Annotated in this window: 18 protein-coding genes and 2 pseudogenes; 7 read left to right on the top strand and 13 right to left on the bottom strand. The window is 67.5% G+C overall.

Going from position 1 to position 26,959, the window contains the following annotated elements; translation table 11 throughout:
• Nucleotides 1–86: 86 nt before the first annotated feature.
• A pseudogene (locus Val02_RS47920) lies at nucleotides 87–341 on the top strand (GNAT family N-acetyltransferase); the annotation flags it as partial.
• Nucleotides 342–430: 89 nt separating this feature from the next.
• A complete protein-coding gene (locus Val02_RS48465; protein WP_275415667.1) occupies nucleotides 431–562 on the top strand; it encodes a hypothetical protein in 132 nt (43 codons plus the stop codon).
• A 156-nt stretch (nucleotides 563–718) separates the two neighbouring features.
• Here Val02_RS48465 and Val02_RS41245 read toward each other — a convergent pair whose 3' ends face one another.
• From Val02_RS41245 to Val02_RS41255, 3 genes are all read right to left on the bottom strand, one after another.
• Nucleotides 719–1,240 carry a DMP19 family protein gene (locus tag Val02_RS41245; protein ID WP_203904793.1) on the bottom strand — a complete coding sequence of 174 codons (522 nt, stop codon included), beginning with the start codon at nucleotides 1,238–1,240 and terminating at the stop codon, nucleotides 719–721.
• Nucleotides 1,241–1,432: 192 nt separating this feature from the next.
• Entirely contained in the window at nucleotides 1,433–1,564 is a 132-nt protein-coding gene (locus tag Val02_RS41250; RefSeq protein WP_203904794.1) for a cold-shock protein, read from the bottom strand.
• 208 nt (nucleotides 1,565–1,772) lie between these two features.
• Entirely contained in the window at nucleotides 1,773–2,030 is a 258-nt protein-coding gene (locus Val02_RS41255) for a class I SAM-dependent methyltransferase (RefSeq protein ID WP_203904795.1), read from the bottom strand.
• 297 nt (nucleotides 2,031–2,327) lie between these two features.
• Between Val02_RS41255 and Val02_RS41260 the strand changes: the two genes are divergently transcribed.
• A complete protein-coding gene (locus Val02_RS41260; protein WP_203904796.1) occupies nucleotides 2,328–2,888 on the top strand; it encodes a DUF6892 domain-containing protein in 561 nt (186 codons plus the stop codon).
• Nucleotides 2,889–3,277: 389 nt separating this feature from the next.
• Here the strand turns inward: Val02_RS41260 and Val02_RS41265 are convergent, their stop codons facing one another.
• Entirely contained in the window at nucleotides 3,278–4,075 is a 798-nt protein-coding gene (locus Val02_RS41265; protein WP_203904797.1) for a phosphotransferase enzyme family protein, read from the bottom strand.
• Nucleotides 4,076–5,119: 1,044 nt separating this feature from the next.
• On the opposite strand from Val02_RS41265, the gene Val02_RS48800 reads away from it, so the two are divergent.
• A complete protein-coding gene (locus Val02_RS48800; protein ID WP_203904810.1) occupies nucleotides 5,120–5,596 on the top strand; it encodes a transposase in 477 nt (158 codons plus the stop codon).
• Between the two features lie 50 nt (nucleotides 5,597–5,646).
• Here the strand turns inward: Val02_RS48800 and Val02_RS41275 are convergent, their stop codons facing one another.
• The 6 genes from Val02_RS41275 to Val02_RS41300 form a co-directional block, all read right to left on the bottom strand.
• Nucleotides 5,647–6,606 (bottom strand): SDR family oxidoreductase, encoded by a 960-nt coding sequence (locus Val02_RS41275; RefSeq protein ID WP_203904798.1) that lies wholly within the window; start codon nucleotides 6,604–6,606, stop codon nucleotides 5,647–5,649.
• A 582-nt stretch (nucleotides 6,607–7,188) separates the two neighbouring features.
• On the bottom strand, nucleotides 7,189–8,964 hold the full coding sequence (locus tag Val02_RS41280) for a GMC oxidoreductase (RefSeq protein ID WP_203904799.1): 1,776 nt from the start codon (nucleotides 8,962–8,964) through the stop codon (nucleotides 7,189–7,191).
• Between the two features lie 357 nt (nucleotides 8,965–9,321).
• Nucleotides 9,322–9,948, bottom strand: a complete 627-nt coding sequence (locus Val02_RS41285; RefSeq protein WP_203904800.1) for a hypothetical protein — start codon at nucleotides 9,946–9,948, stop codon at nucleotides 9,322–9,324.
• A 424-nt stretch (nucleotides 9,949–10,372) separates the two neighbouring features.
• Nucleotides 10,373–11,101, bottom strand: a complete 729-nt coding sequence (locus Val02_RS41290) for a DUF998 domain-containing protein (RefSeq protein ID WP_203904801.1) — start codon at nucleotides 11,099–11,101, stop codon at nucleotides 10,373–10,375.
• Nucleotides 11,102–11,142: 41 nt separating this feature from the next.
• Nucleotides 11,143–12,213 carry a PucR family transcriptional regulator gene (locus Val02_RS41295; protein ID WP_203904802.1) on the bottom strand — a complete coding sequence of 357 codons (1,071 nt, stop codon included), beginning with the start codon at nucleotides 12,211–12,213 and terminating at the stop codon, nucleotides 11,143–11,145.
• Complete coding sequence (locus tag Val02_RS41300; protein ID WP_203904803.1) at nucleotides 12,206–12,568, bottom strand: hypothetical protein; 363 nt, start codon at nucleotides 12,566–12,568, stop codon at nucleotides 12,206–12,208. The genes Val02_RS41295 and Val02_RS41300 overlap by 8 nt, the downstream gene beginning before the upstream one ends.
• Nucleotides 12,569–12,660: 92 nt before the next feature.
• Between Val02_RS41300 and Val02_RS41305 the strand changes: the two genes are divergently transcribed.
• On the top strand, nucleotides 12,661–13,719 hold the full coding sequence (locus Val02_RS41305; protein WP_239153725.1) for an integrase core domain-containing protein: 1,059 nt from the start codon (nucleotides 12,661–12,663) through the stop codon (nucleotides 13,717–13,719).
• Between the two features lie 178 nt (nucleotides 13,720–13,897).
• On the opposite strand, the gene Val02_RS41310 is transcribed toward Val02_RS41305, so the two are convergent.
• Complete coding sequence (locus Val02_RS41310; protein ID WP_203904804.1) at nucleotides 13,898–14,377, bottom strand: DUF8467 domain-containing protein; 480 nt, start codon at nucleotides 14,375–14,377, stop codon at nucleotides 13,898–13,900.
• A 30-nt stretch (nucleotides 14,378–14,407) separates the two neighbouring features.
• Nucleotides 14,408–23,557, bottom strand: coding sequence for an NIDO-like domain-containing protein (locus Val02_RS48470; RefSeq protein WP_203904805.1), 9,150 nt, complete (start codon nucleotides 23,555–23,557; stop codon nucleotides 14,408–14,410).
• A gap of 322 nt (nucleotides 23,558–23,879) precedes the next feature.
• On the opposite strand from Val02_RS48470, the gene Val02_RS41320 reads away from it, so the two are divergent.
• Both Val02_RS41320 and Val02_RS41325 read left to right on the top strand, forming a co-directional pair.
• Nucleotides 23,880–24,299 (top strand): hypothetical protein, encoded by a 420-nt coding sequence (locus tag Val02_RS41320; protein ID WP_203904806.1) that lies wholly within the window; start codon nucleotides 23,880–23,882, stop codon nucleotides 24,297–24,299.
• A 211-nt stretch (nucleotides 24,300–24,510) separates the two neighbouring features.
• Nucleotides 24,511–25,458 carry a substrate-binding periplasmic protein gene (locus Val02_RS41325; RefSeq protein ID WP_203904807.1) on the top strand — a complete coding sequence of 316 codons (948 nt, stop codon included), beginning with the start codon at nucleotides 24,511–24,513 and terminating at the stop codon, nucleotides 25,456–25,458.
• Between the two features lie 674 nt (nucleotides 25,459–26,132).
• Here Val02_RS41325 and Val02_RS41330 read toward each other — a convergent pair.
• A pseudogene (locus Val02_RS41330) lies at nucleotides 26,133–26,959 on the bottom strand (hypothetical protein); the annotation flags it as partial.

Genomic DNA, 26,959 nt, shown 5'->3' on the forward strand with positions numbered 1-26,959 from the left:
CGCAGACCCCCGGATACCTCGCGGCCACCGGCACCGCGACGCAGTCCGCCGAGGTCTTCCGGTGGCAGAGCCCGGTCGGTGGCGCGTTGGCAGCGCCCGGGACCGTCGACGCCGCCGCCTCGCACATCACTACGGCCCCGGCCGGCCGGGCACACGGCCGGCGGTTCCCGTATGCGCAAATCGACGCCGCCACCGGTGAGTTCGCCGGCACGACGTCGCTGACCGATGTCGACCCGGTGCGGCGGTCGGTGACGATCGGCTATACGTGGCTCGGGCAACGGTGGTGGGGCACCGGGGTCGACGCCGAGGCGAAGCTGCTGTTGATGACGTATGCGTTCGACACACTCGGCAGCGTACGGGTCGTGTGGGTCACCGACATCCGCAACAGCCGTGCGCAGCGATCGAACGCCTCGGCGCAGTCCGAGAGGGCGTGCTGCGCAAGCATCGCCGCCGCGCCGACGGTTCCTGGCGCGACACTGTCGTCTACTCGCTGCTCGACGACGACTGGCCCACCGCGAAACAGGCGCTTCAGGCCCCCATCGCTCAATCGACCGACCGCTGACGATATTCGACATGCCCCGACGGGTGCACTCAATTCGGCAGTTCAGGATGCCGAACGGCGAGGGCGTCGGTCACGAGCTGTGAGAGGTGGCGGCCAGGCCGGTGCGCACCGACAGCGGCAGACCCGTGCGTTTCCCGTCCGAGGACTCGCGGCTTCTCAGCGATCATCTCGGCATGCCTCTTGCTGTACAGCGGTCAACAGGAACGTATCCAGCTTGTCGCCCCAGTCCTCCTCGTCGGCTGCCGCCCAGTACAGATCAGTGAGTCCGACAAGCGCCTCGCCGCTCGGTAAGCCCTCGTACGGACGTACCACCGCGTGGGGCAGGCCAAGCACCGCACGCTGCGCCGCCCACTGTTCGTTTTCTGCATCCACCGACTGTCGGGCACGCATGAGTACGTCGGCCATCTGGACGGCTCCGATGTCGCGCAGCGCCTGCTCCGCCAGCGCAGCGTGCCTGCCATGAGAGTTGTAGAAGTAGGCAAGCAACGATCCATGGGTGACTTCGAAGTCGAGCCAGCTCAACAACCACATGACGCGAAGAGGTGCCGGTAGCCCGGCGAGCCGATCATCCTCTTGGTGCTCTGAGAGCCCGCCCATCAGGTTGTCCAGCTCTGCGAGCAGCACCCGTTGAAGCTGGGCCGGGTCAAAACCACACACTGCCTGCCAGTCGATGACCACGAGCCATGGTGCCACGAACTGGAGTTCCCCTGAGGCGTGGACGCCCTGAGACTGCAGGTCGGTCCGGGCCCTCGGTATCCGCTATTCGGCACGAGCGGAAGGCCAAGGGCGCCGCCGCCGGTAACGTTCGGTAGCCCCCCGGATAGATACGTGAACGCCCGGACAGCGGCCAGATGAGCATGTGTTCAGAGGTCAGAGGCGGGTCACGCAGTCGGCCTGCGGGCCTCGGTCGCTCTGACGCACCGTGTACCGGACCCGGTCGCCCTGCTGCAGCGGTTCCGACCCGGCGACCACGGACACGTGGACGAACAGGTCTACATACATGCCCGGACGGCGGCATGACAGGAAGCTCGACTATCTGGGGTGGCAGTCGCGGTAGTAGGAGTTCACGGCCGGTTGGCCGGTGTGATTGGGCCGGCGCGGTGGTCGGCGCCGGCGTAGGTGTAGGGCAGGTCGACCTCGCGGCGACCGGTGCAGCTGATGCGGCGTCGCCGTCGGTCGTAGGTGAACCGAGCGGCTCGGAGCCGGGCGGTCAGGCGGCGCCCGGCGGGTGCTCCGTCGACGAGCCGGATGCTGGACAGGTCGAGGTCGGCGACGAATCGTCGGGCCCGGGGTCAGCCAGCCTGCGGCGCGGCTCAGCAGGGCGAGTTTTGTCGCTCAGGTAGTGCATCCCGTGCACGCTGGTGATCAGATCGAACGATCGGGTGGGCGTCCACACCAGCGCCGGCGCGCAGATCAGCCGCAGCCCCGGCCCGGACGGTGCCGGGTCGAAAGCGTCGACGAGGTCCACGCCAATCAGCTCGATCGCGTCGGCCAGCCCGGAAATGGCGGCCCCACGTCGTGTTCGCACCCCAGCCCGAAATGCTTCGTCAGCCGCGCTCGAAGCACCTCGGTCCGGGTCTTCGCGATCAGGTCCCATGCGGTCCTGGATCTCCCGACCTTCGTCAGCGGATCGAGATCGGGACGCGTGAGAAGCACGTCGTACAGCGGTGCGCGGCGAGTCCCAACGGCTTCGCGAAGCGAGTACCGGCAACGCGATACCTGAAAGCGCTGACCCGCCTGGCGCGCGGTTCGTACTCTCACGATCATGAGTGCCGAGCTTGTCACCTTCCCCGACCGCGGCCTGCACCTCGCGGTCGTCGGGGCATTGCTGGAGAACGGCGTCCTGAGCCGGGCCGACATCGCGGTCGGGATCGGCAATCCGCCCGGCGAGGGCTGGGACAAACTGTCACCGGCCGTGAACGGGTTGCACGCACTGGCGTTACCGGCCGACGCGGTCGCGAGGGTCGAGGTCATCCAGTTCGACGGCGGCAGCGACATCTACATGCTCATCGAGGAGATCCTCGACGCCTACACGGGAGGCGAGTCCGACGACTACGAACTCCGGTCGCTGGCCGGTATCGACGCGCTGGCGGCGATGCGAGAACTCAGCCTCGACGGCCACGGATACCACCCCGATCCGCTCGACCTGAGCCCGCTGCGGGGCCATCCGGTACTGGCGTCGGTCGTCCTCACCGGCGAGTGCCATGCCGCGTCCGTGCTGGAGACGCTGCCCGCCCTGGCGTCGCTGGACGTCGGGCTGGCCCGGCTCGACGATCCGGACGTTCTCGTACGCCTCGCCGCCCGCGGCGTCGAGATCACCGACTGAGCGGATCCAACGGACGGTCCAGAAGACGTTCCCCGGCATAAGAGACCGGCCGTGACCGGTCCAGCAGCTCGATGAACGACTTGCACTCCGACGCAGAACCTTCTCCAGAGCCGGAAGGAGCGCCTCGTCCTGGGACCTGACCGTCCAACGATGCCGGCTCCGTACCCGGCGACGACCAGGACGTCAGCAACCCTGGCCAAGACCCGCGCCCGCACCCTCTCGCCGTCACCTCCGCCAGCCGCGCGGGGGCCACCAGCATCACACCTCGTTGCGCACGGAGCGCGGCTAGATCAGCAAGGCCGCGCTGTCCGCAGCGGATCAGCACGGCCGCGCTGTCCGCGGCATGAGCGGACGTTCAGCTCCGATGCGCGTCGGCTGCGGTGACAGCCTCAGCCGGCGTTATCGTTCAGGGCTCTGGTGTGGACGGAGATCCATGCGGTGTCTCGCCGGTAGAGGTCGACGTGGCTGCGTAGCTCATCTTGGCCGCCGTCTGCGCGAGCTTGGGTGAAGTGGGCGAGGTCATGCAGCCGCTGAACCGTGGCAGGAAGGACAGCCGCCGGGCCCACCTCGTGGCCGTGGTCGCGGCTGTAGGCGTCACAGAGCAGGCGTAGGCGTCGGGCTCGCTGGCTTACGTTGCTGTCCAGGCCGTCACCGTTGGCCGGATCGGTCAGGGGCACCAGCCGGTAGGCGAGGTAGGCCAGGTCCCAGACCCGCGGGCCAGGAGAGGCGGTGTCCCAGTCAATGACCCCGGTGAGCCGACCATCGACGAAGACCATGTTGTAGGGGGCGAAGTCGTTGTGGCAGATGACCTCGACCGGCTCGTGGACAGGGATCTGCCAGCTCGCATCGGTGGTGTCGAACTCCGCGCTCGCTGCGTGCAACTGGGCCAGGCGCCGGGCCGCGTCCGCAAGGATGTCTTCGCTCCAGATCCAGTCCGGCAGCGGGTACTGCGGCACTTCACCGGCCAGGTAAGAGACGCTGTCGCGGCCGTCCTGATCGCGCCCGAGGGGCTCAGGAACCCAGTACAAGCCATGCTGTCTGAGGTGCCGTAGGAGTCGCTGGATCGTCGGGCTCCAGGCACCGGCACAGCGGCGCACGCTGACACCCACGCGCACGGCCCCGCCCATATTGCCGCCCGCCAGTATCTGCTCCTGCTCGTTCGCTCCTCGGGCGTCGTGATCACTCATGCACAGCATTCTCAGCCGAGTGATGGCGCCAGACCTACTGACTTGCCGTCTTCAAAGACGCACCCAACTCGGCGGTTCAGGAAGCTGGGCGACGAGGGCGCCGGTTACCGACCGTGACAAGCGGCGACCGGGCGGCGCGCACCGGCAGCGGCATCAGCGGACACGTGTGTGATCGAGCGGCGCTGTGAGGCAGATGGGTGTTGTCTGTCTGCGGCCGCGCGGTCCAGGGCTGCGTATGGTGACATATCGGCTATGTCTACCGGCATACCGCCGACTCGCCGTCCGCCGCTGGTATCTGCTGGAGCCAGCCGAAATTCGGTCATGCGCCCCGCATCGCGCTCTACTGCTCCTAGCCTGCACTTATGCCCTTGACTGCAGACCTTGAGTGGCTGGACGGGTGGATGACACGGACCACCATCGAGACGTTGTCGATGCTTCGCGCTCCAGCCACCGATGCTGAGATTTCTGCCCTGGAGGATAGCGTCGGAGCGAGTTTGCATTCGGACCTCGTTGAGCTGCTGCGCTGACACAACGGATCCGAACAAACGCTAGAAGGATTCCGGCTGTGGCCAAGTTTCTACTTCTTAGGTACGATTGGGATTTTGCGCGAATGGAACTCTAGGAACGAGTTGGAGCAGGACCTTCCGTCCGGCGGGGAATGGGACCCGCTGTGGATTCCCCTCTCTTCAGGCTGGGGCGGAAGCAATTTGGTTGTCGATCACACTCCCGGCCGGAACTGCGGGGCGGTCTTCCTTGCGACACTGGATGCTGGTATTCGACCGTTGAGCATCGAACCCGTGACGGTACGCGGCCTGAGTGACTTGATCGGAGCAATTGTGCTGTCGCTCCAGGGCGGAAATGTTTCGTTCGGTTCGTACGTGCCTCGTCCTGTCTCCGGACACATTGATTGGATTACAGAGACAGGTCGTAGGATAGGTCGACCAACCTTCGGTGATTCAGTTGGGGGAAGATAGGGCATGCGCTCATCGACACGAGCGGAGGATCGACGGCACCGCCGGTGACGTTCGGTAGCTTCGGGATCGCATCGGACCGTCCGGCGCCGCCCGACTCATCGGCGACATCGGCGATATCCGCCGCTTCGCCAGCCGCGGGCACTTCGCCTCCTGGAACGGCACCGCACCCTGGACGCCTCCTCCGGCGACCAGCAACGCCACCGCCTGTCCCGAACTGGGAACCCGGCGCATCAACCGCGTCCTGCACATAATGGCCAGCGTCCAACTCCGCCACGACACCCCCGGCCGCGCCTACTACCGCCGTCGCCTCGCCGAGGGAAAGACCGCGATGGAAGCCATCCGAGCGTTGAAACGCCGCCTGTCCGACGCTGTCTACCGGCAGATGACCCGCGATATCGAACGATCCCGGACCGGCCCGAGAGGACAACCGGGGGCGACTCTGCAATCCAGCGCAACTGACCCAAACCCCGAGGTCAACAGTTCGGAACAGTCACTTGCCGGACCCACCGACCACCACCCTAGAACACCAAACACCAACCCCGCTTGACAAAGAGGGGTGCCATGAGAGTGCGCCTTCCGTCGTGCGGCTGCCTTCGGTCAGCGGAACAGGTGAGCGTTTTCGACGGCCCATTCGTCGTATGTGCGTGGTGGGCGGCCGATGATATCGGTGACGGAGGGGCGTTGCCTGAGCGTCCACTCGGTCAGTTCGGCCAGGCGCGCACCGTATTCCTGAAGGGCGTACAGCGTTACGTCGATGGCACCGTCGGGCCAGCCGTTGCGTTGCCAGACTGCCCGGCTCTCGGTGGACGTCAACTCGATGCCGCGGATATCGCGGCCGATGGCCTCAGCGATGCTGCGCACTCGTGCCCGGGTTGACAGGGGCAGGCCCACCGCCTCGAGGATGGAGCCGATGTAGCGGTCCGTGCGCATTGCCGCCGCTGCTACGGCCGCCAGATCGTCCTCATGGATGAACGGGTAGTGCCCGTTGTCCAGAAAGGCTTCCCGGACGACGCCCTCGGTGCGGATCGAGTCGGCCCAGTCCGAGCCGGTCGCGGGATACGTACCGCTGATGACCGAGCCCATCACGGCCGATGGTCGGATGTGCGTCCACGCGATGCCGCAATGTTCCACAGCCCTTTCGATGGCGAGCCAATACCATGTCTCCGGCGGGTTCCACTGCTCGTACTCCGGTCCGTGGGAGGACAGCAGCACGACCCGCCGAACACCGGCGTCACGAGCCAACGCGAGCGTCGCTTCGACGGTCGCAGGATGCGCACCGGCCAGGAACATCGCGTCGACACCGGCGAAGATCCCGCCGAAGGCCAACGGTTTACTGACGGAGCCTGTCACCAGGTGCACGTCGTCCGGCCAGCCGCTGCATTCCTCCGGCTCCGCAAACGCCCGGACCGGGTCACCGACCGCGAGCAACTGCTGGGCCAGGCGTCGCCCGACGAGACCTGTGGGGCTGCTGCCCTCGCCCTTGCTCGGGGCAACAACGGTGATGAGCTTGACGCCCTCAGAGATCGGCTGGCTCGGAGGCAGGTGAGACGTATCCATGCAAGACCCTCCAAGTGTCGGCGGGGATCTTGCGCGTGATCGGTGAGCTGTCGCGGGTGGACGTCCCGGTGCTCCAGGATCAACGTTGCGGATCCAACTCCGCCGACCTTACTGGTGCTGGCCGCCAGATGTCACGCCGGAGGCGATGGGCGCAACCCGACGACCGCTGGGGAACGGACGATCCGAGACCAAGTCGCCGGCCATAGAGGTCAGGACGGCTAGCTAGTGCGGCGCCCTGTACTCGGCATGACCGCGTGTCGAACATGGACGACGCTCGTGACCCTCAGTTGGGGGCGGTTCGCGGCCAGATCCGTAAGCGTGATCTTGGCGATGTGTGGGCCTTTTTCTCTGTCTCGAACCGCCTTGGCCGGGTTACCTCATCCTCGACGTGCTGCACGACGACATCGTGCACATCGAGGTCCTCTACCGAACGCCACTGAACTGACCCACCGACCCGAGCGGTTGCTGGCCGGCCAACGAGCCCTCACGATGCGCAACCTGCGGCCAGATCCGGATGCTGCTGGCCCCGTCGGTCACGGCATCACGCGCCAAGTCTTCCGGCCCCTGCCGTCGGCGGCGTGCTCACCCGTTCAGGTGCGCGGCTAGCCGTAGCGCCAGGGCGACGGTGGTGAGGCTCGGGTTGGCTGCCGGAGAGGCCGGGAAAATGGAATTGTCGCAGGCGTACAGATTCTCGTAGGCCAGGAAGCGCAGGTCCGGATCCACCACGCCGGCGCCGGCATCGCCCGTGCGCAGTGTGCCGACCTCGTGTGCAACCCCACCCAGCGCGGCGTACTGCAGGCCCAGGCCGACCTCTCCCAGCAGCGGCTGCGCGCCCAGGCCGGCCAGTAGGCCGGCGGCCAACTGATCGGACTCGGCCAGGACCGCGGCCGGCGGCGGGGTCGGGTGCACGGTGACGATCGCGTCGTCGCCCGGGTCAGCGGTGACGATCAGCGCGTTGGCCGGGTTCAGTTCGGCGTAGTACATGAACACCAGCTCGCACAGCATCCAGTCACCGCGTGCCTGGCGCTCCCTAGCCAGGTTCTGCGGATCGACGTAGCGGCCCTGGTTGAAGTCGGCGCCGAATTCAACCACCACGTCGAAGGCATGCTGACCAGGACCGGCGTGCGGATGCTGCAACAGCACCTTGGCCGAGTCGGTGACACTGGCGAACGGCGAGTCCGGCGGCAGGGTGAAGTGCCGGTAGCGGATGGTGTGGTCGGTCAGCCCACGGCCGATCAGTGCGTTGGGATCCGTCAACCCGGTCTGCAGGGCAATCTTGGCGGACTCGATCGTGCCCGCCGCCAGCACCACATGCCGACCCGCGAACGTACGCGGCCGCCGACCGAGCAGGTCCCAGCATTGCACGCCGGTGGCCCGGTCCCCGTCGGTCAAGACCCGCTGCACGGCGAGGTTCAGGTTCACCGTCGGCAGCGGGTGACCCGGGTCGTCCAGCAGCCGCTCCTCCAGAAGCAGGTCGGCGGTAGAGAACAGCCCGGTCGCGATGGCCAGCGATGTGGCGCCCCGATACTGCACCGCCATCGGCGCGTCGACCGCGGTGAACCCCGGCATCAGCCCGGGCAGGGCCGCACGGACGGCGTCCTGGTAGGCAGCCGCTGGCGGTACGGTCCGGTTCAGCGCAGCCTCAGCCGCGTCGTAGCCGCCCCCAAGCAGGTACTGTCGGATCGGGGCCGGCCAGGCCGCCAGTTCCCAGGCGGTCTGCCGCGGGATCAGCCCGCCCCAGAACACCGAGCGGCCCCCCAGGTTGAACCCTTGGCCGCCAGCGAACTGCGACCCGGGCGTGTTCACGTAATTGACCACCTTGAAGTCGTCCCACAGCGACCAGATGTGCTTGTCGAACTGGCCGATCCGAAGGCGCCGGGGCAAATTCCCCACATGCGTCGGGAACAGGTACGACCCGGCCTCCACCACCAGTACGTCGGCGCCGGCCGACGCGAGCTGGGAGGCCAGCACGCCGCCGCCCATGCCGGAACCGACCACGATCACGTCGTATTCGTGGATGGGATCCAGGTTGCGGGCGAAGAACAGCTGTGGCACCGCCCCGCGCTCGATCTGGATCTCGGTCTGTGGGCCGAAGACCACCTGCTGGTCGCCGTAGTCATGCTGCCCGGGCAACTCGTCGACGTTGAGCCGCAGGTTGTCGCCGAGCATCCAGCGTCCCGGGGCCAGGACGAACTTGAAGTCCAGGCCGTCGGGGAACTTCGCCTCGTCAATGTCGAACGTCCAGGCGCCGTCTTTCCAGACACCACCGCGGTCGGTATCCCAGGTCGGCGCCCACCGCAGATAGACCATGCGACTCGGCGCGTATGCCTCGGTTACGAACCTGATCGTGGTCACCATGCAAGTATCGGCCGTCTCTTACTCCAAGAGGCAAGTTTCGGCAGAGCCACTCCGGCGAAAGGACTGTCAGGGCCGGTTCAGCACGCCCATCGTCTGTACCGGGCTCGGCCGCCGGCCTGCCATCCGAAGAGATTCGTCCGCTATGTAGATCGCCACCGAAACGGTGGACAGCTCCACCGACGCGGCCTTCGAGGCCGACGCCATGGGCGACATGAGCTGTGTCCGCGTTCGTGCCCCATCCGCACGAGGGCCATTTCGGGGAGCCGACGACCGCGCGCCTCGCGGCAGAAGCGTGTACTCGGTCTGCCGCCTAATCCGAGACAGGACGCACGGTCGCCCGTCGGTCGTATCCGGCGGTCAGGCTGGCAGGAGCGCATACACCGGGCGGGCGATGTCGAGCAAAGCCCGGCGTGCGGTGGCCGACTCCCACGTCAGACTCGGGAACATCCCGTCGACGTCGACGATGATGACGTGTCGCCCGTGTCGTGCGACGATCGCCTTGTACGGTAGTCCGCTCTGGGACCGCGATTCCACGAACTGCGCCTGCTCACCGAGTTCCGCCACGTCGGAACGGGTGGTCTGCTTCTCGTCCACGAACGAGTACCTGGACTCCGTCGGCACGGACATCTCGCGTTGCGCGCGCGCCACGTCGGCGAAGCGGCTGACGGTCACCTGCAGATAGGTCTGGAACTCGTTCGGCGGGTCGGCTTGGTAGCCGGACGGCACACCGCCCGGCTCAAGGAACATACGCAGTCTGCAGAAGACCCGGTACTGTGCGGGAAACTTCGTGTCGTCGGCGCGGTCGCGCATCGTCCCGTGCTCGGACCAGTCTGGAGCAAGAAACAGTGCGGTCAACGGCGCCGCGTTGACGGCGTCGCAGATGTGGTCGAGCGGATCGCCCGACGCGGCCTGGGCGACCGCCGCAGAGGGATGCTGCGCGCGGGAGGCCCATATACCGAATCCTGTAGCTGCGATCAGCAGCACGGACAGTACGACCACTGACCCGATCAGAAATGTCCGACCGCCCTTTTTGCGTCGTGCCGCGCCTGCGACCTCGGACCGAATTCCCCCGACCATCACGTGTCCTTCCGACACAGGTGCATCCTGGTCGACCGACCCGGATGCAGTAGCACACCAGTCGCCGCGACCGGTGCCGGATCGTGAACGGGATGCGCCCGGCACGCATCGCTCAGCTGAGCGGCGTAGACGAGATCCACGGGAGTCCTCCGAGGCGCAGCCTGAAACGGTGCCGACCAGACTTCCCGGCGCGCCAACCGACTCTGGAAACAAACTGCGTAGCCGCACGAACCTGGGCCCATACCCACACGCGCTGGATCCATTGTCGCGAAGAGCCGGCTCTACCGACATTCCCCAACGCCGCAACGATTGCGGTGCCGCCGTTGCCGGATCACGGCAAACCAGCGCATCGTGTGCCCTCCCGCCGCGCCGATCCGTTTATCGAACGGTCACGAGCGCCCTGTTCCCACGTGCGGTTTCTCTCGGTGCACGGATCGGTGCAGTCGTGCGGCAACGCTGATGATCCAACCGAATCCGGCCAGAAGGGAAAGGTGTTCGAGCAGTCCGGCCGGGGCGGGCTGCCACACGTCAAGGGTGTCGAGCCGGTAGGCGAGGCCGGCGGCGAAGGCGAGGACGATGACCGCGGCACCGGCCGCCCGGAGGAAGCGGGCGCCTCTACGGCTGCTCTCGCGAAGTCTCGGGCGAGCACGAACGCGGCAGTACTGAGGCCGACGAACAACGCGAGCCCGGCGATCTGGTGGACAATCCCGGCGGCGGTGCGGCCTTCCGCCTCGCCGGGCGGGTAGCCGAGAGCCGGGTCGGTCGGCACCAGCCCGGCCACGAACAGACCGACGGCGGCGGTAGCCACCAGAACGGGTGCCCAGAAAGCGCCGCGGCCGGGACGCAACGCGCGGTGCAGGCCGACCGCGAACAGACCCAGCAACACACCGCCGAGTACGAAGTTGACCGTTTGCAGCCATGCCCTTTCTCCGGTGCCGAGCTGACTCGCGCCGTGGCGCCACAGGCTGTAGCCGGGTCGGGTGGCGCCGTCGACCCACAGGACGACAGGGATCTGCACACCGGCGGCCCAACCGGCGCGCAGCAGCCAAAGGGTAGTCATCGAGAAACTCCTTCTTCTCCGCTGCCGGAGTCACAAGCCGCTCAATCTCCGGAGGGGTGGGGTGTGGGCCAGTCGAGGAGGCGGGCGCCGAGGACGGCGGCGTGCAGGGTGAACTGTTGGGTGGGTTCGCCAGGGTGGTAGCCGGTCAGGGTCTTGATGCGGTCGAGGCGGTAGGTGACGGCGCGCACGGACAGGTGCATCTGCCGTGCGGTGGCGGTGTGGTTGCCCTGGTTGTCGAAGAGGGCGCTCAACGTGTCGAGGTAGGGGCGTGGCCCGCCCCTGGCCGCGGTGAGCGGGCCCAGGACGGTGGTGACGAGGTCGACGATGGCGTCGCGGTCGCGTAACAGCACCGGAAAGACGAGTAGGTCGGCGGCGTGCAGCACGGAGGTGGTGAAGCCGAGTTTGGTCGCGTGGTCGAGGGTGTTGCTGGCCTCCTCCAGGGAGGTGGCGATGCCGTCGAGTCCGGGGTGGGGCCGCCCGACGCCGATCTGCCAGGTGCCGGCGCCGAGTTCGCCGAGCAGGAGGTGGGCCAGTTCGGCGGCGATGCCGCGCAGTCCGCCGGCGCTGACGCAGACGAGGTCACCGCGACGGATCGTGGTGAGGGTGTTTCCCTCGCCGAAGCGGGCGGCGAGCGCGGCGTCGACCCGCCGGCCGACGTCGGTGTCGAGGCCGTTGCCGCGCGCGACAAGGACGGTGTGGCTGGCCGAGAGTCGGATGCCGTAGCGGTGTGCGCGTTCGGCCAGGTGTCCGGGTTCGGCGCGGCCGGTGAGCAGGTCGTTGACGAACGCGGTGCGGGCGCTGTCGTGGCGGGCGAGTTCGGCGTGGGTCCGGCGGGTGTAGCCGTCGAACGCCGCCGCGAGGACCGCCCGCGCGCCGTCGAGCATTTCGGTCGCGCGGGCGTGCAACACCTCGGCGGTGTCGGTGGCGGCGATGCCGTTGGTGTGCCAGTGGCTGAGCGCGGCGTGCAAGAGGCCTTCGGCGACCTCAGGTATCTGCAGGTCGGCGTCGGCCGCCCGGGCACCGAGCCGGGCGGCCTGCGCGAGGCGACGTTCCCCCGGGGGAAGATGCCAGACGTCGGCGGAGGCGGCGGCGAGCCAGGACCGGTCAGACACCGACGTCGCGGCGGTCGAACAGCGCCACGCCGGCGGCGGTCGTGACCGCGGCGACGCCGACGAGGACGAGCAGCGCGCCCGGGTGCCAGCCGGTGTGCAGCGGATCGACGCCGATGAAGTAGTGGAACGGCGACGGCCAGCGCAGCCACTGCCAACCGTCGACCAGGCCGCTGATCGCATTCGCCATGTAGGTGGCGACACCGATGATCCCGGTGACGGCGAGAACGTTCCCCCGCTGGCCGGTCGCGGCGCCGACCAGAAACGCGATGCCGGTGAAACACCACGCGAGGGCGACCAGCCCGGCGCCGGCAGCGGAAACGTTCGACAGTGCAATGTCCATCCCGATGGCCGGCACGTGTGGTGCTCGTAAATTCGGTTCGGGTGTCGTGACGTGCGGATCTGTCCGCCAGCGCCGGTGGCGAGGCATCGACGATCAAGCGCATAAGCGTGCGCCTGATCTACCAACTGCTGCGGCAGATCCTGCAGATGTTGACCCAACTCGCCCGTGACGACGGCGGCAAAGACGTAGAACTACTCGTGTTACGCCACCAAGTCGCCGTCCTCCGACGGCAGGTCCCGCGCCCCAAGCTGCAACCGGCCGACCGGGCCGTGCTCGCCGCGCTGGCCCGGCTCCTCCCCCGCGACCGCTGGACCATCTTCTTCGTCACCCCGGCCACCCTGCTGCGCTGGCACCGACAACTGATCGCCCGGCACTGGACCTATCCCCACCGGCGGGCCGGCCGACCACCCGTCGCCGGCGAGATCCGCCGCCTCGTCCTGCGACTGGCCGCGGAGAATCCAACCTGGGGACACAAGCGGATCCAGGGCGAACTCGTCGGTTTGGGCTACCGGGTGGCGGCCAGCACCGTGTGGAAGATCCTCCACACCGCCGGGATCGACCCCGCCCCGCGACGTGCCGGCCAGACCTGGCGCGAGTTCCTCACCACCCAGGCCAAGACGATCGTCGCGTGTGATTTCTTCACCGTCGACACCGTGCTCCTGAAACGGATCTACGTCCTGTTCTTCATCGAGATCGCCACCCGCCGCGTCCACGTCGCCGGCGTCACCGCCCACCCCACCGGAGCCTGGGTCACCCAGCAAGCCCGCAATCTGCTAATGCACCTCGACCACCACGCCGACCGGCTCCGCTATCTGATCCGCGACCGGGACACCAAGTTCAGCGCGGCGTTCGACACGGTGTTCACCGCCGCCGGCATACAGACCATCCGCACCCCACCCCAGGCCCCGCGGGCGAACGCGTACGCCGAACGCTGGGTCGCCACCGTCCGCCGCGAATGCACGGACCGCATGTTGATCGTCAACGAACGACACCTCGCCGCCGTGCTCGCCGAGTACGCCGCCCACTACAACCGGCACCGACCCCATCGAGCCCTCGCCCAACGACCACCAGACCCACCACGAACCGGTCCACAGACCGGGAACAGCACGATCCAACGACGGCCCATCCTCGGCGGCCTGATCAACGAATACGCCCAGGCAGCGTAGACAGAACCCAATTTACGAGCCCCACAGGGTCGACTCGACACGCCATTGCCTCCTGCCCGTTCGGCGAACACGCACATGTACGTCAAGCCGCTCACTCACTCACAGACCTTTTCCGTGCAACAAGCGAGAACCACCGGAAGGATATCTGCAGACACCAAGATCGGCGTGCGTCGAGCTTCTACACGTCTCCGGCCGGCCGCAACGGCATCGCACCATCGCGAAGCGAGAGTTTCTTGGCTACAAACCGCTCGTACGCATGATTGCCGATTCCTATCCCGCCCGAAGTGGCGCCGTCCGGCCACATCAGCTTAGGAAATTGACAATTACGCTTGAGCACCCGCCAGACATCCTTCACGAATGTGTCCATCCGCGGAACGGCGCCACTTTCGTATTCAGTAGCGAACCTGCCTTCCCGCAAAACCTGAGGCGCGACGTTCTGGTTCCGCATCCATTGCACACTGAACGTCTTGTCCCCGGTCACCTCCGGATCCCACAGGAACAGGGTATTTGACTCGACACCATCGATACCGCTGTACTCCTGGCCACGCCTAGCAGCGCTCCCGTCGATGAACCTGAGCGTCGGCCGCACCGTCAGCAACGCCACTGCGATTGCTTCTTCGTCGCCCGGCAAGAGAAAGGTTCGAGTTACTTTACGCATGCTCTCCGCTCTACCCCTTTCGCTCCTGGACTATTTTGGAGGTAACACGATCCACCAGTCACCGCTTTTCTTTCCGATCATGATAACTGGATCGCCGGACTGCCGGGCGAGACGGACGGCGTTCCATGCCTCCCGCACGTCCGGGCTGCGAATGCTCTTGAGTTCGTCGACGGTCTGGAAGTGGATCAACTGGCCGTCTTCACGGCGGAAGGTAAAGTCGGCCCACGTGCCGCCACGTTTGGGCCCGAACCCGATTTCTGGGAGTTTTTGCCCGGTTTCAGGATGGTAGCCGCCGCCCACGAGTTCCCATCCGGGGTTACTTTCGGCGACCATCGCGATCAGGCGTTGATTGAGGGTCCGGACCGCCGAGCCGCCGCGGCGCCCACCTGAGCCGTTGCATTCGAAGATCTGCGCTGATCGAGTGCCGTCGCTGCGTACCAGCGCGCCTGGCGCACAGGAGCTTTTCAGCTGTCCCTGAGCTGGCTTGGCGAAGTCATCCGGAGAACCGATCGGTGCGGGCTGGCTGTCCGCTGCGGACTCGGTGATGTGCGGCGCCTCAGGCAAGCCTGTTGCAAGATTGCCGATCGGAGCGCCGCCGGTGATGTCGACGTGGGCGGCTCGATCATTGATGGGGACCTCGGCCGGGCGTGGCGCGACTCGTGGCGGTCCGCTGACGAGCGGACGGGCTCGGGTGGTGGTGCCGGCACGGCCGCGGCTGTTCCCTGAGGATTTACCGTTGCCGTTGCCGCCGTGAGGGGAGTTGGCGGGGCGGTCGTCGGCGTATCCGCCGCCGCTGGGGTTGAACGAGTTCTGTGAATATGTCCGGCCGCGCTGGTTGCGTTTGAGGTCGCTGTCGTTGGAGTCGCTGTTGGAGTAGTGCGGGCCTTTGATGAGCCGCTGGTCGCGGGTGTAGTAGTCGATGGCGACGCCGACGCCGACGAGGATCAGACCGGCGAGGCCGCCACCACCGCCGCGCGGCGGGGTCCGGCCCGGCGCGGTCGTCGTCGGCGGGCACGTCGTTTGGCCGTAGGTGCAGTAGTGCCCGGTTGGGTCGGCGCCGGTGATGGGGTTGGCGTTGCCGTAGAGGTAGCGGTTGACCTGGGTGGTCGGGTCCGGGTCGAGGGTCCAGGTGTCGCGGCTGGTGAATGCGCCGGTGGCGGGTTCGTACCAGCGGGCGTGGGCGTTGACGTGGCCGGTCTGGGGGTCGGGGACGCCGCCTTGGAAACCGAGGGGCAGGGTGCCGGATGCGGAAGGCGTTCCGTACGGGTCGTAGCTGGCTGAGGCACCGAGGGAGCCGGTGGTGGGGTCGGCTGCGGCGGTGACGTCGTGGTGGATCGGGTCGGTGATCAGGATGCGGCCCGGTCCGGAACTGCTCTGGTCGGACAGTGGCTGTCCGTCCGGGGTGCGGACGATTTTGGCTTGGCCGGCGACTGTCGGCGCGGTGGTGGGGTTGTTGGAGAGATCGACGTAGGCCAACGCGGTGCCGTTGCGTTGGGCGACTCGGTCGAGGGCGTCGTAGGTGTAGGTGGTGGTGTTGATGGGCGCGGCGACCTGGATCAGTCGTTCGAAGGCGTCGTTGGTGTAGGTGGTGGCGGAGCCGGCGCTGGTGACGGTGCGCAGGGTGCCGCGGGCGGTCCAGGTGCGTTGTTCGTCGGACTTGCCGCCTCCGGTGCTGGAAAGTGCGCGGTTGCGGGCGTCGTAGGCGGTGGTGCGAGTGCCCCCGGGTCCGGTGACGGTGGTGCGGTTCGAGGTCTGGTCGTAGCCGTAGGTAATGGTCTGGCCGTCGGGGCGGGTCCAGGTCGCCAGCCGGGCGAGGCCGTCGAAGCTGTAGGCGTTCGAGCCCGCGCCGGCGAAGCCGGTCGTGATCTTGCTGGTCAGCAGGTCGTCGTTGTCGTAGCCGTAGGTGGTGGAGGCCACCGCGCTGCCGTCGGGGCGTTTCCAGGTGTCGGTGACGACACGGCCGTGGTTGTCGTACGTGTAGACCCGGCTGGCCTTGCCGGTGCCGTAGCCGACGTTCGCGACCTGCCCGGTGGGGGTGTAGGCGAAGGTCGCGGTGCTATTGGTGAGCGGGTCAGCGGCGGTGGCGAGGCGGCCTGCGTCGTCATAGGTGAAGGAGGAGGTGGTGTCGGTCGGGTCGGTTCTGCTGATGAGGCGTCCGTCGGCGTTGTACCCGAAGGTGGCATTGGCGCCGGGCGCGGTGGTCTGGGTGAGCAGTCCGCGGTCGTTCCAGGCGTAGGTGGTGTCGCCGGTCGGGCCGGAAATCTTTGTCGGTCGGTCGGCGGCGTCATAGTCGAGGCGTCGGTCGGCGGTGGCGGTTTCGGCGCCGGTGCCGGTCTCGGCGGTGAGACGGCCGAGCGCGTCGAAGGTCCGATCCCGGACGATTCCGCCAGGAAGGCTTTCGCGGATCGGCTGGCCGGCACGGTCGTAGTGGGTGGTCCAGGTCCGGTCAGTCAGAGCCGGGTGGTTCGGGGTAGCCGGTTCGATAGTGGACTCGGGCAGGCCCCATACGTTGTAGGTGTAGTCGGTGGTGTTGCCGTTGCCGTCGGTCAGTCGGGTCTGTCGCCCGGCGGGGTCGTAGCCGAGGTGGGTCGTGACGGCGGTGGCAGGGTTGGTCGGGTCGACCCGTTCGCTGATGGTCGATCGCTGGCCGGCGCCGTCGTAGGTGTAGGTCGTGACCCGGCCGGCGAAGCTGCCCGCCTGGGTGACGCGGTCGGCTGCGTCGTAGGTCCAGGAGCGGGTTTTCAGAACGGTGGCACAGCTGCCGTCGGCCGCGGTGGTGCACACCCGGTGGGTGGTGGGACGGCCGGCGAGGTCGTAGCTGATCGATTCTGCGGGTGAGGCGAACGTGGTGCCTTGTCCCTGGACGGTCATCACCGGCCGGTCGGCGAGGTCGTAACCCGTGGCGATGAAGCGGCCGGTCGGGTCGGTGACCCGGGTTGGGTTGCCGGCCGCGTCGTAGGTGGCGGTGGTGGTTTTGCCCAGCGGGCTCGTGATGGCGTTGACGTTTCCGGCGGCGTCGTAGCCGAACTCGGTGGTGTAGTAGACCGTCTGGCCGCTGATGCGTTCGGAGCGGGTCTCGGTGCGTTGGCGTCCGAGGTCGTCCCAGGTGGCCAGAATGTGGGCGCCGGTGGGGTCGGTGGCGTCGAGGATCTCGCCGAGCCGGTCGTAGGCGGCGGCCCACACCGGGGACGTCTTAGGTCCGGTGCCGTCCGGGTCGGGCAGCGTCTGCCGTGTGACACGACCGTAGGGATCGTAGGTGTAGGTGGTTTCCCGGCCGAGCCCGTCGATGGTTTTCGCGGGCAGGCCGGCGCCGTTGTACTCGGTGCGCGATGTGGCGATGATCGGGCTGCCGGCACCTGGTGGTGTGTACGGCGGCAGTGTCGCCTCGGTGGTGCGGCCCATTGCGTCGACGGTGAGGGTGGTGGTGGCGCCGAGCGGGTCGCGCTGGTGTGTGACGTCGCCGAAAGTGTTGCGACCGATAATGACGGTTGGCCGTGTTCCGTCCGACCGAATGCCGTTGGTCCAGCTGGTGCGGGCGGCGCCGGTGACGGTGACGGGGTTGGCTTCGGCGTCGTAGGTGATGTCGCTGACAGCTCCGCCGGGCTCGGTGACCCTGGTGGGAAGGCCGCGGGGATCGCGTTCGACGCGGGTGGTGATGGTGGCTGGGTTCCCGCCGGTGTTATCGACGGTCTCGGTGAGCAGTCTGGCGGCCGGGTCGTAGGTGTAGTCGACGCGTTCGGTGCGGCCCGGTGACTGCGGCGCGGTGAGTGCTGCGCGGGCGATGGTGCCGTCGCGGTTGTTGCTGTAGGTGGTGGTGCGGGCAAGTCCGTTGGGGTCGAACGTTTCGGTCGTGGTGTAGCCGGCCGGGTCGTATGTCCAGGCAGTACTTATCGCGCTGACGCCCGTTTCCCGGGTGAGGTTTCCGGCTTGGTCGTAGGTGTACTCCGCGAGTGTGGTGGTGCTGGTGACGGTGCCGGCGCTGTCGCGGCGGACCCGGGTGATGGTCGCGGGCAGGTCGTCGGAGTAGTAGGTGAGCGCGGTTTCCCGGCCCATCGCATCGACGACGGCAGACAGTCGTCCGGCGGGGTCGTAGGCGCGTGATTCCAGGACGAGTGTGGTGGCGCCGGTGTTCATCGGGTCGACGCCGGCGCCGACCGCGGTCGTCTCGACGCGGCGGTGCGCGTCGTCGTAGGTGTATCGCAGTGCCGGCCCGCTGGGGTCGGTGGAGCCGACGAGGTCTCCAGCGGTGTCCCAGTCCTGGGTGGTGACGGTATTGTCCGGGCGTTTTTCGCTGGTGAGCCGGCCGGCCGGGTCGTAGGTCCAGGCGGTGGTGCGCGGCGGGTCGGCGCCGGTGGTGTCGCTGATGGTGCGGTTGGTAGGTCTGCCGGCGGCGTCGTAGGTGTATGCCGTCTGGGCGGTGTGCACGACGCCGGTGATCGGGTTGGTGATCGGTGGCGCGGTGACGGTCGCTGGTTGGGACAGCGGGTTGTAGGCCGTGGTGGTGGTGCCGTAGGTGACTGGGGCACCGTTGACGACGGCGGATTGTGTGGAGGTGGTGGGTCGGCCGAGCGCGTCGTAGGTCAGGTCGGTGGTGAGACCGGCGGCGTCGACGGTGCGGGTGCGATCGCCGGCGGTGTTGTAGCTGTGCTGGGTGACGCCGCCGTTGGTGGCGGTGGCCGAGGTGAGCAGACCGGGAACGGGCGTCGTGGTCGGCTGTGGGGTGAACACGACGGTGGTGCCGGACTGCAGGGCCGTGGTGGCGTGCGAGTGCTGCACAGCGGCGATGCCGGCGAGGTCGCTGACCCCGACGGTGGCCTCGGAGCCGCGGGCTTCGGGGCTGTTCAGGCCGGAGTAGTTGAAGGTGATGGCGCCCGATTCGCTGAAGACGGCTTCGAACGAGAACCGGTTGCTGGGTTGGCCGTACGGGTGGACGTTGCGCCATTCGATGACGAACTGCCGGTTGGGTGCCGTCCCGGTGACGGTCGTGCGGATGCTGGCCTGCTCGTCGACGACGAGGTCGTCCCACAGCGGATAGACGGCCTCGGCGGGCGCGGTCGTCGGCAGGGGCACTGCATCGACGTAGGGGTCGTGCCCCTCGTTGGTGTCGGTGGGATGGGCGAAGGATGCGTACCCGTTGGTGCTGACCTTGATGCTGGTGCGGGTCCTGCCGTAGAAGGGCACGGGGAACGGCAGGTCGATGGTGGTGTAGGCGTCGTCGCCGTGCAGGTCGACGATCTGCTCGGCGGGGATGAACGGCTGGGCGGCGGTGGTGCGGTTGTAGGTCGGGCTCGCCGAGTAGGTGAACGTCTCGGTGGGTGCAACGGTGTGTCCGGCCGGCAGCGGGTAGGTCGTTTTGACGGTGCGGCCGGCGGCGTCGATGTCGTTGAGGGTGCGGTAGGTGGTGTCGGTGGCGTTGGCGGAGCGGGCGTCGGCATGCCAGATCTGGACGTCGTTGCGGGGGTCCAGCGGATTGGCGGGGTTGAGGAAGTAGCCGTAGTAGGCGGTGTTGCACTGTCCGGCGCCGCGGCAGGTTGTTCGGGCGATGACGTTGCCGCGGCTGTCTGTGTCGGTGAGGACGCTGTTGCCGTTCTCGTCGGTGCTCTTGGAGACGAACCCGGCGGCGTTGTACTCCCAGCTTCGTCGGCCGAAGCTGTCCTCGCGGGCCAGGAGCCGGCCGGCGTTGGCGGTGTCGTAGGTGTAGGTGACGGCGTCGCGGACGCTGGAGTTGACGACGACCTCTCGACGTTGGTTGCCGACGGTGGGGGCGCCGAGGTTCCAGGTGGCGCCGTTGCGGTCCTTGTTGGTGGTGACCCGGCCGGTGGCAGGGTTGTAGGTGACGGTGGCGGCGGTGAACGCTCCGGGTTCGACGACGGAGGTCAGCCGCTTGGTCTGGTGGACGGCGGCGTCGTAGTGGGCGGCGGACTGGGTGCCGGACAGGGCGCGGCGGTAGAAGGCGACCTCGTCGATGACACCGGTGAACGGATATCGGCCGGCCGGTGCCTGTGCCCAGCCGGTGGCGATGCCGTCGCCGACCATCGCGTGGGCCTGGTCGCCGTGTTCGAGCGGCGCGTCGAGGCTGCCGAGAACGTGGCCGTCGAGGTGGAGCGTCTGGCGGCCGGGCGTGATGGACAGCACGGCGTGGTGCCATTGCCCGTCGTCGACGCGTGCGGTGGAGGCGATGCTGGTGGCGCCGCCGGTGGGGTTCCATTGCTGGTTCTCGCCGCTGTGGCATTCCCACAGGTGCAGTTGGGTGCTGTCGGCGTCCGACGGGGTGTCGGCGCACCGGTTGGAGACAGGGTTGACCAGGGCAGTGCCATTGAAGCGCCAGACCTGGTTGGCGCCGCCGTGACACTGCCACAAGTGCAGTTTGCTGCCGTTGCTGGTGCCGTACTCGGACACGTCGAGGCATTTGCCGAAGGCGCGCACGGTGCCGTCGCTGCCGAAGGTCCATTGCTGTGCGTCGGTGCCGTTGCACGGGTACAGCTGCACCGGTGTGCCGTCGGTGGTCAGGGAGGTTCGCACGTCCAGGCACTTGTCCGCGTGGCCGATGACCGCGCCGGTTGCCTGGCCGGTCGGGGCGCGACCGCGCAACAGTCCGTCCTGGCCGACGTACAGCATGGGCGTGTAACGGTTGCGGCCGCGGCCCGGGAGGGTGTTCTGCGTTGACAGCAGCACGCCTTGCTGGCCCGTAGCGGCCTTGAACCACAGTTCGGTGCTGAAGGTCGAGGCGGAACTGATGAGGTTGTCCGGCAGCCGCAGTCGGCTGGTGCTGGAACCGTTGAACGCGGCCGCCTTGTCCGAGGAACCTTGCACCGCGCCGGTGAGACCGAGGGTGACGGAGCTGTAGGTGGCGTCGTACTCGCCACTGCTGCGTGCGGCGACGTTGACGGCGACGCTTCCGCTGCTTTCGCCGAGCGGCCAGTGGGCGGTGGGGTTGTCGTCGCTGACGACGGTCCGGTAGTGGGAGGAGTCCTGGTAGGTGTAGCTGGTGCACGAGTCGCTCGACAGCGGGGCGCACACCTTGGTGAGTTCATCGCCGGTGTAGGTGTAGGTCCACGTCGGTGCCGGCTGGCCCTGGGCGGGCGGGTCGGTGGCCGCGCTGGTGATGTGGCGGCCGGTCCAGGTCAGGTGCAGGCTGCGGCCGCTGGTGGCATCGGTGACCCGGTATAGCTGGGACCCTTCGGCGGTGCTTCGATAGTGGTAGGTCTGTGCCCGGCCGTCGGCGTCGATCGTCGCCTGGAGGGTTCCGTCGCGGTCGAAGACGCGTCGGGCACCGGTGGCGTCGCGCAGGACCAGCATCCGGTCGTCCTCGGCCAGGGTCAGGTTCCGGCCGGGCGGCGGGGCGAAGGTGCCGTCGGAGTTACTACCGAATCTGATTTCGTCGCCGCTGGGGGCCGACAGGACGACGTCCCCGCCGGGTTCGATGGTCAGTCGCTGGTCCAGCGGTGTGCTCCAGCCGGTGCCGAACGCGCCGCTGGTACGCAGGTCCTGGGAGTTGTAGGTGCGTGACACCCCGAGGGCCGGGCCGTGCACGGCGACGGAGATGTCGGTGACGGTTCGGGTGTAGTTGCCGACCTGCGGGTTGACGTTGGGCATGTCGCCGCCGTCGGGGGCTCCGGCGAGGTGGCTAGTTATCGGCGGTTGCGGCACGATCGGCGTGAAGTACAGGGGGCCGATGCGGCCGGACTGCGCCTGGGAGTCAGAAACGGTCACGTACCAGTGCGCGGTTTCCGACCAGCGCAGCAACTCGGCGGGGACCTGCCATCCGGGTGAGTTCGTCCAGCCGGAGCTGGTGCAGGTCTCCCCCGCGCCGGCCGGGCCGGTGCAGATCTGGAACTCGAAGCGGCGCCCGCCCAGCGGATAGTTGTCGGGATCGTAGTAGGAGGCCCACAACGTTGGGGTGAGGCTGTCGACGGTGCCGTTGTTCGGCGGATTGTTGCCGTTGATGGTCGGTGGCCCGTTGGCGACGGAGAAGCCCGCTGTGCCGGCGGAGGAGCCGTAGGTCGGCTGGAAGGCGGCACCCGAAGGGTTGATCATGTCCAGGCGCAGCGTGTACGAGCCGACGGGTAGGGCGCCGACGTTGATCGGGATGTCGGCCGACTGGTGCGGCCCGACATTGTGCGGCACCGGGTAGGTGCCGGTGTGGACCGTGGCGCCGCTGCTGTTGACGACGGTGTGCGTCAGCCGGAAGCCGTTGCTCGGCGTCCAGGTCGAGCCGCCCCAGTTCGTCACCCGGGCGGTGATCTTTCCGGCGGTCGACGTGGTCACCGGCGGGTCGAAATTCGCGTTCGGCAGCGCGTAGGAGGCGCCCTCGTCGGAGTAGTTGACGTCCAGGAACGGCGTGGCGGAGGCGTTGCCGTAGTTGGCTGAGGCGAACTTCTTCCAGCTGTCCTTGCTGTTGAAGTCCGAGCGCAGGGTGAAGCCGTGGAACGGCTGGGTGCCGTGCACCCAGTCGGTCATCCGGTTACCCGGGATGTAGAACGACACCCACGTGTCGTTGGAGCAACTGTCGTAGCCGTAGGCGAAGTTGTTCCAGGCGATCATGTCGCCGGCGTCATACGCAGGACCCGGAAACTGCCGTACTCCGGAGCCGGACCACGGTTCGGTCACCCGGTAAACGGCGATCGGGTATGGGCGGCAGGAGTAGGACCAGACGTTGTACAGGTTCAGCGAGGCGCCGAGGATGTACTTGTTGGACAGGGCACTCATGACGCCGTTGAAGTGCAGGTACGAGGCGGCCTTCTCCACACCGTCGTAGGTGCCGACGCGCAGCACCGTGTCGGAGGAGCCGTCGCTGCCCTTCCAGTCCCGTGACGAGGCGAACGTGTCGTCGACCTCGGTGTTGCGCCGCAGCGTCGGGTCGACCGTCACGGGGAAGCGGCGTGCCGGGTCGCGCAGCCAACCGCCGTCGAGGTCGACCCGCAGCGTCCAGGTCCCGTCGGCGTTGTGCAGGCTGTAGGCCACGGCGTGCGAGGTGGCCGGGTCGCCGCTGCGCGGATCGATCGCGGAGTCGTACATGAAACCGGCCGGGATCGAGCCGCGTACCTCCGCGGTCTCGTCGTCGACGAACAGCACCGCGCCCGATTCCGCGTCCAGGCGTGGTGTCACACCCTGCACCGTCAGCGGGAACGTCCAGGACGTGGGGGCGTCCGCCGAGTTCAGAACGATGAGTTCCTTCAAGCCTTCCGCGGTCGGTGTGAGAACCACATCCGAGTGCGGGCGAACACCGGCGAACCGCGCACCGTCGCTGCTGACGTCGGCCTGGACCGCGGCGGCCGCGTCGAGTCGGAACGCTGCGGTGGTGCCGGATCCCAGATCGACGGAACCGAGTGCGGCATCATCGGCGCGGGAGGCGACCGAGACCGGGGCCGCTGCGACCGCCGACAGCCGGCCGTCCGGACGGCGCGTAAGCGTCGGATCGACCCGCACATAGCTGTCACGGTTGCCAGGAACGAACACATCGTGCTGGTAGAGACGGAGCGTCTTTGTGCCGTCGGGGTTGGTGAACACCGTCGAGCGGCGGGAGCGCTCGGTCGCCACCTCCCGGGAGCCGGGAACGACACCGGTCGACGCGCGCGCGGGACCGTCCGTTGTGGACAGTGCCGCTGGCTGCGCAGCCGGCCTCGAGGTCGGCATTGCCGGATCGGCGAACCGCGCAGATGCTCCGACAGCGCCGGGTGTGTCCGGAGCGATCACCGGCCCGGCCGGTTGTTTCTGCGTGGCAGTGCTCGGCGTGCGGTGCGGCCGTTTGGCCGCGGAACCGGATTCCTGCCGCGGCGCCACCCGATCCGCGCCCGGAGGCACGACCGGCGCGGCGCTCACCGGCAACGGCATCGATACAAGGATTGAGGCAGCAACGACGACTACCGTCACACCGGCGATTCGACGTCTGATTGTCAACCGTGTCCCGTTCAAGCCGTAAAGAAAACGGCCGCCAACCATCACGCCTCCCGCGAACCTGTGCGACGAAAATGTACGGCCGGCGACCTCGGCTGTAAATGATGACTTTATGTATTCACCGTCCGCAGTACATTCCCGGGACGAACCCGCCGTCCCCGCTGTCCGAATTCGCCAGCTTCGGCGTCGAGTAGGCGGTTTGGGATGCGACGTAAATCATTTCCCGCAGCCGGGCCATGGCGGTTTCCGCCGCGTTCACCGTCACTGATAATCACTGCCGGACAACACCGCACGATCACCAAAGCTCGCTTGCCGGAGGACATGTGCACATCCGACCGACCAGAATCCGGCACTTCGGAGGGGTCTTCGCAGCCGTGGCCATGCTCGCCGTTGCGGTGCTGACCCACTCATGTACTCCCTTTCTTCCGGAACCGATCCTCGCCGCCCGGGTGCCGGCGGCGATCCGCGCAGACGGATTTTTCACCATTGCCATAGATGCGACCTACCCCCCGGCCACTTCCATGCATGGCAACAACGGGGCATCCGGATTCGACATCGACCTGCTCACCGCCGTCGCAACAAAGCTCGACCTCGAAGCCCGATGGAAGCCCACCCAATTCGACCGCATCATCCCGGCCGTCCAGTCCGGCCAGGCACAGCTCGGCGCGGCAGCGATCCCTATTACCGACGCACGGCTCCAGGACGTTGTCATGGTGGCCTACCTCAACTCCGGGACCCAGTGGCTCAACCGCACGACAGCCCGGCCCATCGACCCGCAAAACGCCTGCGGAAAGCGAATCGCCGCCCTGTCGGGAACTGCGCACATCGACGAACTCACCGACCGCTCCCGGGCGTGTGTAGCGGCGAACCGACCCGAGATCACCATCAGCGCCTACGACGACCCACAACGCATGTCCGCCGCCGTCGCCCGCGGAGCCGACGACGCCCTCGTCGGTGACGCGATCCTCTGCGCCGGCCTCGCCGCAGGTGACATCCCGCTCAAGGTCGCCGTCACCACCTATGATCCACACAGCCTGGGCTGGGTCAGCCGCTCAACGGACCGGCAGTTCGCTGACCTCCTCGCGTCCGCGCTGGAGGCCGTCGTCAAGGACGGCAGCTACGACAGAATCCTTCGCCGGTGGCGTCTACAGGATCAGGCTGCGGCCATCCGGGTACGGCCCTGACTGGACGGCTACGCAGCCTGCGACGGGCTCGCTCAACTGCAGGGCCGCGCCGGCTATGGAACCACCTACCCGCCGTTCGGTTTCGGCCGTCGATGCTCACCCAGCATCGCTACCTGGTGAAAGATGGTCACCGCAGACAGCTCGAATCCAGGCGTGAGGTCGCCCGACGGGCGACGAGCGGCGTGGGCACATTCGCCCGACGGACGAGCCACGCAAGCGCTACGGGTAGCGCCACCTGGTCGCCTGGTAGGGGCAACACGCACACAGGTTCGGGCCTTCACACCGATGGCTGTGCCCGAAACCGGAAGTAGCACCCCGGCAGGCAGTCCGGAAGCGGAAATAGCCACCGAGCCCGCGAACAGGAAGCGGAATTCGCAGTAGAGAGCGTCCGGGGGTAACCACAGGATCTGCTCGCCGAGGCCAAGCGGCGGCGCCGGGATCTGTTGGCAACGCGCGCTCGCTCGACATAGTCGGGTTGGTCAACGCCTGGAGCAATTCAGATAGTCGGTCCGGCGGCCATGTCGAAGTCACTCTCCGTCAGCCCTTATCAGCATCAAACAGCCTCTGCCGAGCAAGTAGCGGGGCTGTAGCGCCGTCGGACAGCGACACCGAATCCAACCCTGTCAGCGCAGTTGACCAGCCCAAACGCGCGCACTACATCTTGGCGACGGCGTTCAACTGCCGTTTGACATCCGCCGTCGGCACGCGTTAATGTCCGTTGCATGTGCATCTCTTTGATGCACATGTGCTACTCGTGGGGGTTCAATCCCCCCTCGGACACAAACTGATTTACCACGGTGTACGTCGGATTCGATCCGGACGTGCACCGTTTTTGTTTCGGCGGAGTAGATCAGGTTCAGGCCGAGGTCTCCGTAGAGGCGGGCTTTGGCGGCCGGGTCGGCGGTCTTGAGCGCGTTGACGATGTCGCCGAGTCCGTCGACCATCCGGCGGATGTCGTCCCGTGTGAGGGTCGTTGGGGTGGCCGCTTCCGCGGCGCGGAGTTGCTGTTCGAGGTGGCGGCGTTCGGTTCGGCAGGTGGTGATCCAGTCGGTGACGACGGCGGGGTCGGCGCCGCCGTCGAGCGCGGTGCGGTACCGGTCCAACTTGCGGTCACATTCCCGGATCGCCGCCCGAAGGCTGTCCAGCCTCGGGGCGGTGGCGGCGATCGGTTGGCTGTCCACCATGGCGGTGATGGTCCGTTCCCGATTCGCCGGGCCGAACGCGGTCGCGAGCCACGCGTCGAGCGGATCGATGACGGCATCCTCGGAGAGGTTGACGTTGCTCGAGTGGGCGAGTTCGTTGGCGGTGGCGTAGTCGCGGGGATAGCGGCAGCGGTAGTACATGTGGCCGTTGCTGTAGTGCGGTTGCATCAGCCGTTCGCACGGCTCGTGCCGCAGCAGGCCGCGCAGCAGGGCGGGGTGGCGGGTCTTGTGGTTACGGTGCCGGATGCCCTTGCCGCTGCTGCGCTGCCCTCGCACCTGTTGCGCGCGGGCGAAAGTGG

This window comes from Virgisporangium aliadipatigenens (genome assembly GCF_016863615.1).
GTDB classification, from domain to species: Bacteria; Actinomycetota; Actinomycetes; order Mycobacteriales; family Micromonosporaceae; genus Virgisporangium; species Virgisporangium aliadipatigenens.